Consider the following 8,366-nt stretch of genomic DNA (forward strand, 5'->3'; position numbering starts at 1 on the left):
TTAGTGAAAAGTCGTCAAATAAACAAGCGGTCTTCTTTCGCTCTTTTTTTGCAAAAAATAGTAGAAAAATGACCGCTTGGATTAATTGCTATTCACTAAAAAAAGGGGCTTTAAACACCGTCACTTCAGGTGCATCTCCCACATATTTTTCCACTTGAACCGTGGTAGTGTTCGGTGCATTGCCCTGCCCGAGTTTTGATGAACCCTCATTACGGGTTAGCACATTCGGGTTGCCGTTTTTGCATAGTGGAGTATCTGTTTTGCCTAAATCTTGCGGGTCATACCAACCACCTTCGTATAACGCTACTGTGCCTTGAATGATGCCATCAGTCACCACTGCTCCTGCCAACACCTGCCCTCGCTTGTTAAAAATTCGCACAATATCACCGCTTGTAATGCCTCTGTCAGCGGCATCTTTTGTGTGAATTAGCATTGGTTCTCTGCCGTTTACCTCGTAATATTGACGTAATGAGGAGTAAGCAAGCTGGCTGTGTAAACGGTATTTAATATGCGGTGTAACTAATGCCAACGGCTCGGCTTCGTTGGTTTTGCTTGAATATTCGTGATGTTCAAACCAAGTCGGGTGTCCTTTACAATCTTCATAATTCATCTTGGCAATGGTTTCGGAGAAAATCTCAATTTTGCCTGATGGCGTTGCCAATTTGTGTTTAATCGGATCAGTACGATAATCTTGATAGCGAACGAAAGTATTATTTTGATGTTCTGCCTCAAAGCTCAACACTTTATTTTCCGCCCAAAATGCCTCGAAATCCAGCAATGGCGTATTAGCTTTTTCCCCCGCCTCAAAGGCAACTTGGTAAAATTCCTTAAGCCATTCCATTTCGCTTTTGCCTTCGGTAAATGCTTGTTCTTTACCGGCTCGTTTCGCTAATTCGGCAAAAATATCGTAATCATTCTTCGCCTCAAATTGCGGTTCAACCACCTGTTTCATCGGGATAATATGTTTTGCTACATAATCACCGGCAACGGTGAGATCGTTTCGCTCGTAGCTGGTGGTTGCGGGCAATACAATATCTGCCATTCGAGCGGTCGGTGTCCAGTAACATTCATTGACGATCACCGTTTCCGGCTGTTGCCACGCTTTCACTAAATAGTTGGTATCCGGGTGGTGAGCAAACGGATTACCCCCCGCCCAATAGACTAATTTGATGTTCGGGTAATGTAATGTTTGCCCGTTGTAATCATAAGGCTGATTCGGTTTGAGCAACGCATCGGCAATTCGAGACACCGGGAAAAACGGCATATCGGGGTTAGGTTTACCTGCATTGATTGCCCCTAAACGAACACCGGAATTAACATTTAGCCCATTGGTAGAATAACGATAATTTAAGCCGAAACCGCCGCCCGGCAAGCCAATTTGCCCGAGCATAGCGGCAAGAGTCACTAACGCCCAGTGGCTTTGCTCCCCGTGTTGCAGGCGTTGCAAGCCCCAGCCGGACATCAACATTGTGCGGTGAGTAACAAAATCATTTGCTAAGGTTTTAATCACCTCCTCCGGAATGCCACAAATTTGGCTCGCCCACTCTGCTGTTTTAGGTAAATTATCTGCTTTTCCTAACACATAATCAGCAAGTTGCTCGAAACCAACAGTATATTTAGTTAAGAAGTCGTGATCGTGCTTGTTTTCAGTAATAAGGGTGTGGGCGATCCCTAAAATCAGTGCAACATCCGTGCCGGTATTAATAGGCAACCACTCTGCCTCTAAAAACTGACAGGTCTCGCTTTTCACCGGGTCGATACAAATAATCCGTTTACCGCTTGCTTTTAATTTGGCGAGATAATCAATCCCCTCCGGTTCGGCAGAGGTCCACGCAATGCGAAGTGTATTCAGTGGATTAGACGACCAAATTACCAATAATTCTGTGCTTTCTACAATCGTGTGCCAACTGGTTTGTTGAGCATACACCTCAATATTGCCTAATACATAAGGCATAATCACTTGCACCGCACCGGTGGAATAATCGCCTTTAGTATTGGTAAAGCCGCCTGTGACGTTTAAATAACGTTGCAAAAGCGTTCGAGATGCGTGCAGTGAACCACAGCTATACCAGCCGTAAGAGCCGCCGAAAATGGATTCGCTGCCATATTGCTCTCTTACCCGTTGGATTTCGCCGGAAACCAGCTCAAAGGCTTTGTCCCAAGAGATTCTCACCCACTTATCTCGCCCTCGCAAAGTGGTGTCTTTATTCCCTTCCAAGTAGCCTTTCCGCACCATCGGATATTTCACCCGAACCGGGCTATAGAGCTGATCCGCCACCACATCTTGCAATTCGTTTTGGTGATTTTTCGCTAAACTGCCCTCTGATTTCACCACTTTTCCGTTTTCCACCGTTACATTTAATGCACCCCAGTGGGCGGCGGTGGTAATGGTATTTTTCGGTTTATCCAAAAAGACAAACTTGCCTTTTTCTAATGCTGTGTTCATTTAAATTAATGCCTTTTCTGTTATAAAATTGAGAGGAATTTACTGGATTAAGCCAAAAGTTGCAACCACAAGCGGTTGTTTTTAGCCAAAAATTTGCAAAACAAAACCCACCTAAAAAGGTGGGCTTCAAGGAAGTTAAACGGCAACTTGAACGATTACATTGTCCGCTTTTTTCACATAACTATTGATTTGGTCAAAGTTCATATAGCGGTAAATATCGTCCTTATCTTTCTGCAAGTTATTCATATAGTCTAGGTACTCTTGCGGTGTCGGCAATTTACCCAATAACGCAGAAACTGCGGCTAATTCTGCTGAGGCTAAATACACATTTGCCCCTTGCCCTAAACGGTTCGGGAAGTTTCGGGTAGAGGTAGAAACCACATTAGCATTATTTGCCACTCGGGCTTGGTTACCCATACAGAGAGAACAGCCCGGCATCTCTACCCTTGCTCCGCTTTTGCCGTAAATGCTGTAATAGCCCTCTTCGGTCAGCAAGCCTGCGTCCATTTTAGTCGGCGGAGCAATCCATAATTTAGTCGGCAATTCGCCCTGTGCTTGGCTTAACAGTTTACCTGCCGCACGGAAATGCCCGATATTAGTCATACAAGAACCAATAAAGACTTCATCAATTTTATCGCCCTGTACTTGAGAAAGCAGGCGAGCATCGTCAGGGTCATTCGGTACGCACACAATCGGCTCTTTGATTTCATCTAAGTTGATCTCAATCACTGCGGCATACTCCGCATTTTCGTCTGCCTCTAAAAGCTCCGGATTATCCAACCACGCTTGCATATTGGCGATACGGCGTTCTAGCGTGCGTTTATCGTCATAGCCTTCCGCAATCATCCATTTTAAAAGCGTAATATTAGAATTCAGATACTCGATAATCGGCTCTTTGTTGAGCTTGATGGTACAGGCTGCAGCAGAGCGTTCAGCAGAAGCATCAGAAAGCTCGAAGGCTTGTTCGATTTTCAGATCTTCCAACCCTTCAATTTCTAAAATTCGACCGGAGAAAATATTTTTCTTACCTTTTTTCTCCACCGTCAGCAAGTCTTGCTGAATGGCATAATACGGAATAGCGTGAACCAGATCCCGTAAGGTAATGCCCGGTTGCATTGTGCCGGAAAAACGCACCAAGACCGATTCCGGCATATCTAACGGCATCACCCCTGTTGCCGCAGCAAAGGCAACTAAGCCCGAACCGGCAGGGAATGAAATCCCGATTGGGAAACGGGTGTGGGAATCGCCGCCTGTACCGACAGTATCCGGCAATAACATACGGTTTAGCCAAGAGTGAATCACGCCATCACCCGGGCGAAGTGACACACCGCCACGGTTCATAATAAAATCAGGCAAAGTGTGGTGGGTAATTACGTCCACCGGTTTCGGGTAAGCGGCAGTATGGCAGAACGATTGCATCACAAGATCTGCCGAGAAGCCTAAACAGGCTAAATCTTTCAGCTCATCTCTTGTCATTGGTCCTGTGGTATCTTGTGAACCGACAGACGTCATTCGAGGCTCGCAATATTGCCCCGGTCGAACGCCTTCTACGCCACAAGCTCGCCCTACCATTTTTTGAGCAAGGGTGTAGCCTTTGTTACTCTCTGAAACCGACTGCGGTTTAATAAATACATCACTTTCAGGCAAGCCAAGTGCTACTCTGGCTTTATGGGTCAAACCACGTCCGATAATCAGAGGAATTCGCCCGCCTGCACGCACTTCATCAAGCAATACTTCGGTTTTTAGCTCAAATTCGGCTAAGACTTCATCGGAGTTGTGTTTGCAAATTTTGCTTGCATAAGGGTAAATGTCGATTACATCGCCCATATTCAGGTTGGTTACATCCACTTCGATCGGTAAAGAACCGGCATCTTCTAATGTGTTAAAGAAAATCGGGGCAATTTTACCGCCTAACACCACCCCACCGGCACGTTTGTTTGGAATGTAAGGAATATCTTCCCCCATAAACCAAAGCACGGAGTTGGTTGCGGATTTACGAGAAGAGCCGGTGCCGACTACATCACCGACATAGGCTAACGGGAAACCTTTTTCTTTTAATGCTTCCAGTTGCTTAATCGGGCCGGTATGACCGTTTTCATCGGGGAAAATACCGTCACGTTCATTTTTCAGCATTGCTAATGCGTGAAGTGGAATATCAGGGCGAGACCAAGCGTCTTGAGCCGGGGAAAGATCATCGGTATTGGTTTCGCCTGTGACTTTAAATACCGTTACCGTTAATTTTTCGGCAAGTTTCGGGCGAGAGGTAAACCAATCGGCATTCGCCCAAGATTCCAATACTTGTTGTGCAAACGGATTACCCTGCTCTGCCCGTTCTTTTACATCGTGGAAATTATCAAACATCAATAATGTTTTAGATAAGGCTTCTACCGCAATCGGTGCAAGCTCAGGGTTATCCAACGCAGACAATAAGGTTTCAATGTTATAACCACCTTGCATTGTGCCGAGTAATTTCACTGCGTGAGCAGGCGAAATGAGCGGCGATGTGGCAACCCCTTTGGTAATATCGGCTAAAAAGGCGGCTTTAACATAAGCGGCTTCATCAACACCTGCCGGAATACGATTGGTAAAAAGATCCAATAAAAAGACCGCTTGTTCAGCCGGTGGGTTTTTCAATAATTCAACCAGTTGAGCCGTTTGTTCCGCAGAAAGTGGCTGAGGCACAACACCCAGTGCCGCACGTTCATCAACCTGTTGTTGATAATTTTCTATAAAATTTTCCATCATCATTCCCTCTCCAACTTTACATATTGGCAATAATGTCTTGTGCAAATTCTGAGGTTGAGCGTAGAGTTACCCCCTCCAGCATTTCCGCAAAATCAAAGGTGACAGTTTTATTGGCAATGGTTTTAGACACCGCTTTTACCACTAAATCAGCCGCTTCAACCCAACCTAAATGGCGTAACATCATTTCCCCACTTAAAATTAATGACCCAGGATTGCCTTTATTTTGCCCTGCAATTTTAGGGGCTGTGCCGTGTGTGGCTTCAAAAATAGCCGCTTCAAACCCAATATTCGCTCCCGGTGAAATACCGATTCCGCCTACTTGTGCGGCTAAAGCATCAGAAATATAGTCGCCGTTTAGGTTCAGTGTAGCAATCACATCATATTCGGTTGGGTGTAACAAGATTTCTTGTAAAAAGGCATCGGCAATGCTGTCTTTTATAATGATTTCCTCACCGGTTTTCGGATTAGTCAAGCTCATCCAAGGGCCTTTATCAATTAATTTTGCCCCAAATTCTTCCGCAACTTGGTAGCCCCACTCTTTAAATGCTCCTTCGGTAAATTTCATAATGTTACCTTTATGCACAAGCGTGAGCGATTTACGGTTGTTATCAATTACATATTGCAATGCAGCACGCACCAAGCGTTGTGTGCCTTGCTTAGAAACCGGCTTAATTCCGATACCGCAATCTTCGGTAAAGCGGATTTTTTTCACGCCCATCTCTTGTTGTAAAAATTCGATCACTTTATTGGCTTCAGGCGAACCGGCAACCCATTCTACACCGGCATAAATATCTTCCGAGTTTTCACGGAAAATCACCATATCCACCAGCTCAGGGTGTTTAACCGGGCTTGGCGTACCGTCATAATAACGAATTGGGCGTAAGCAGTTGTATAAATCTAATCCTTGACGCATCGCCACATTTAAAGAACGAATACCGCCACCCACCGGTGTCATTAAAGGACCTTTAATCGCCACGTGATATTGGCGGATAAGCTCTAAGGTTTCATCCGGCAACCAAGTGTTCTCGCCATATAATTTATTCGCCTTTTCGCCTGCGTAAATTTCCATCCAAGCAATTTTTCGCTTGCCTTGATAGGCTTTTTCTACCGCCGCATCTAGCACTGCTTTCATTGCAGGAGTAACATCAACACCGATGCCGTCACCTTCAATAAATGGAATAATCGGATTATCCGGAACTTGTAAAGAACCGTCTTGGTTCAGTTGAATAGTTTCGCCTTGTGGAATTTGGACTTGTGTTTGCATTGATTTTACCCCCGTAATGACGAAAAAGTAGTGACGAAAAATGAATGTTGACAATCAGCCAACAATGGATTAACTATAAACAGTAAATTTCTAAATGTAAATAAAGCAAAATGGGCTGAGAGAGAATTTGTGATCTAACGCACATTTATGTAAATAAAATGTAAAAAATCGTTGTGATTCTTTTGGAAATCATCTAGTTTATCTTATAAATCTCAAATAAATAGGAGTAAGCTATGTCAAAAGCAACATTAACACTCGAAACAGGTGAAAAACTTGAACTCAATATGCAAAAAGGAACCTTAGGGTATCAAACGATTGATATTCAGCCTTTCTTAAAGCATAAGTTATTTGCTTATGATCCCGGATTGGTTTCGACCGCTGTATGCCAATCCAATATCACTTATGTTGATGGCGATGAAGGGGTTTTACTCTATCGAGGCTACCCGATTGACCAATTAGCCAAACATTCTGATTACTTAGAAGTCGGTTATATGCTGTTATTCGGCGAACGCCCTACCAAAGAAGAATACAAAGACTTCGTTCAACTCATCAAAAAACACACTCTTGTACACGAACAACTAACCAAATTCTTCTCCGGTTTCCGCCGAGATTCGCACCCAATGGCGGTGATGTGTGGGGTAAGTGGAGCTTTGGCTGCCTTCTACCACGACGCCATTGATGTAAACAACCAAGCCCACCGTGAATTAACCGCCATTCGTTTGTTAGCCAAAATCCCAACCCTTGCGGCGATGTGTTATAAATACTCTATCGGTCAGCCGTTTATGTTCCCACAAAACCACTTATCTTACGCCGGAAACTTCTTATATATGATGTTTGCCACTCCTTGTGAACCGTACGAAGTGAACCCTGTGTTAGAGCGTGCGTTAGACCGAATTTTCATTTTACATGCAGACCACGAACAAAACGCTTCGACCTCAACCGTGCGAACCGCCGCTTCATCAGGTGCAAACCCATTTGCTTGCATTGCTGCCGGTATTGCCTCTCTCTGGGGACCTGCACACGGAGGAGCAAATGAAGCCTGTATCAATATGTTGGAAGAAATCGGCACTGTGGATCGTATTCCTGAATTTATTGCTCGAGCCAAAGATAAAAATGACCCGTTCCGCTTAATGGGCTTTGGGCATCGTGTCTATAAAAACTACGACCCTCGTGCGAAAGTAATGCGTGAAACCTGCCACGAAGTGTTAAAAGAACTGAACATTGATAACCCACTATTTGAAGTGGCATTGGAATTAGAGCGTATTGCGTTAAGCGACCCTTATTTCATTGAGCATAAACTTTATCCAAACGTAGATTTCTACTCCGGAATCGTGCTAAAAGCCATCGGTATTCCAACCTCAATGTTTACCGTAATGTTTGCCCTAGCCAGAACCGTTGGCTGGATTGCTCACTGGAAAGAGATGTATCTCCAAGGCAATATCAAAATCGTTCGTCCACGTCAAATCTACACCGGACATACTAAACGTGATTTTGAGCCAATGGATAAATCATAAGATTAGCAAAAAATCGAAAAATTTTAACCGCTTGTGGAAACAAGCGGTTATATTTTTCATAAAATTTGCAAATCAGGCTAATTTATTTAGCAGTTGTGTTCTAACATCTTGACCATTTTCATCGCTTTTTACAGCCATAATAAATAAGCCTTTTCCTTGACTTAATTTCTCCCAAAGATTGCCAATTAAGGCTTTTTCTTTAGAATCTTCATTACTTTTTAATTGTTCCCCTTTATATTCCACAATTAAAATTCGACCATCAATAAGCTCTACAATAAAATCAGGGTAAAAATTCTGATGAGCTGTAGAAGATCAGACTTGATCTGACAATTCACTCTAAAAAGTGAGAGTTTCCCGTTTAGAATATGAGTGTCAAAAATCAATCTAAACAAAAAGG

The 8,366-nt window shown here is 43.8% G+C and carries 5 protein-coding genes; 1 reads left to right on the forward strand and 4 read right to left on the reverse strand.

Annotation, left to right across the window (positions count from 1 at the left end; genetic code table 11):
• Positions 1-88: 88 nt before the first annotated feature.
• The 3 genes from EDC41_RS02860 to icd all read right to left on the reverse strand — a co-directional run bounded on the left by EDC41_RS02860 (position 89) and on the right by icd (position 6,455).
• The gene (locus EDC41_RS02860) at positions 89-2,446 is read right to left on the reverse strand and encodes a molybdopterin guanine dinucleotide-containing S/N-oxide reductase (RefSeq protein WP_006252329.1); all 2,358 of its coding nucleotides are present in this window, start codon (positions 2,444-2,446) and stop codon (positions 89-91) included.
• A gap of 135 nt (positions 2,447-2,581) precedes the next feature.
• The gene (gene acnB, locus EDC41_RS02865; RefSeq protein ID WP_020824073.1) at positions 2,582-5,188 is read right to left on the reverse strand and encodes a bifunctional aconitate hydratase 2/2-methylisocitrate dehydratase; all 2,607 of its coding nucleotides are present in this window, start codon (positions 5,186-5,188) and stop codon (positions 2,582-2,584) included.
• Between the two features lie 19 nt (positions 5,189-5,207).
• Complete coding sequence (gene icd, locus EDC41_RS02870) at positions 5,208-6,455, reverse strand: NADP-dependent isocitrate dehydrogenase (RefSeq protein WP_006253433.1); 1,248 nt, start codon at positions 6,453-6,455, stop codon at positions 5,208-5,210.
• 233 nt (positions 6,456-6,688) lie between these two features.
• On the opposite strand from icd, the gene EDC41_RS02875 reads away from it, so the two are divergent.
• Entirely contained in the window at positions 6,689-7,969 is a 1,281-nt protein-coding gene (locus tag EDC41_RS02875) for a citrate synthase (RefSeq protein WP_006252326.1), read from the forward strand.
• Positions 7,970-8,041: 72 nt separating this feature from the next.
• Here EDC41_RS02875 and EDC41_RS02880 read toward each other — a convergent pair whose 3' ends face one another.
• Positions 8,042-8,212 (reverse strand): hypothetical protein, encoded by a 171-nt coding sequence (locus EDC41_RS02880; protein WP_006252325.1) that lies wholly within the window; start codon positions 8,210-8,212, stop codon positions 8,042-8,044.
• Between the last annotated feature and the right edge of the window lie 154 nt (positions 8,213-8,366).

The organism is Mannheimia haemolytica (assembly GCF_004342115.1).
GTDB lineage: Bacteria > Pseudomonadota > Gammaproteobacteria > Enterobacterales > Pasteurellaceae > Mannheimia > Mannheimia haemolytica.

Bases quoted from the DNA above. Each gene is read 5' to 3' on its own strand.
- EDC41_RS02860 (WP_006252329.1), bottom strand. From the start codon at position 2,446: ATGAACACAGCATTAGAAAAAGGCAAGTTTGTCTTTTTGGATAAACCG.
- acnB (WP_020824073.1), bottom strand. From the start codon at position 5,188: ATGGAAAATTTTATAGAAAATTATCAACAACAGGTTGATGAACGTGCG.
- icd (WP_006253433.1), bottom strand. From the start codon at position 6,455: ATGCAAACACAAGTCCAAATTCCACAAGGCGAAACTATTCAACTGAAC.
- EDC41_RS02875 (WP_006252326.1), top strand. From the start codon at position 6,689: ATGTCAAAAGCAACATTAACACTCGAAACAGGTGAAAAACTTGAACTC.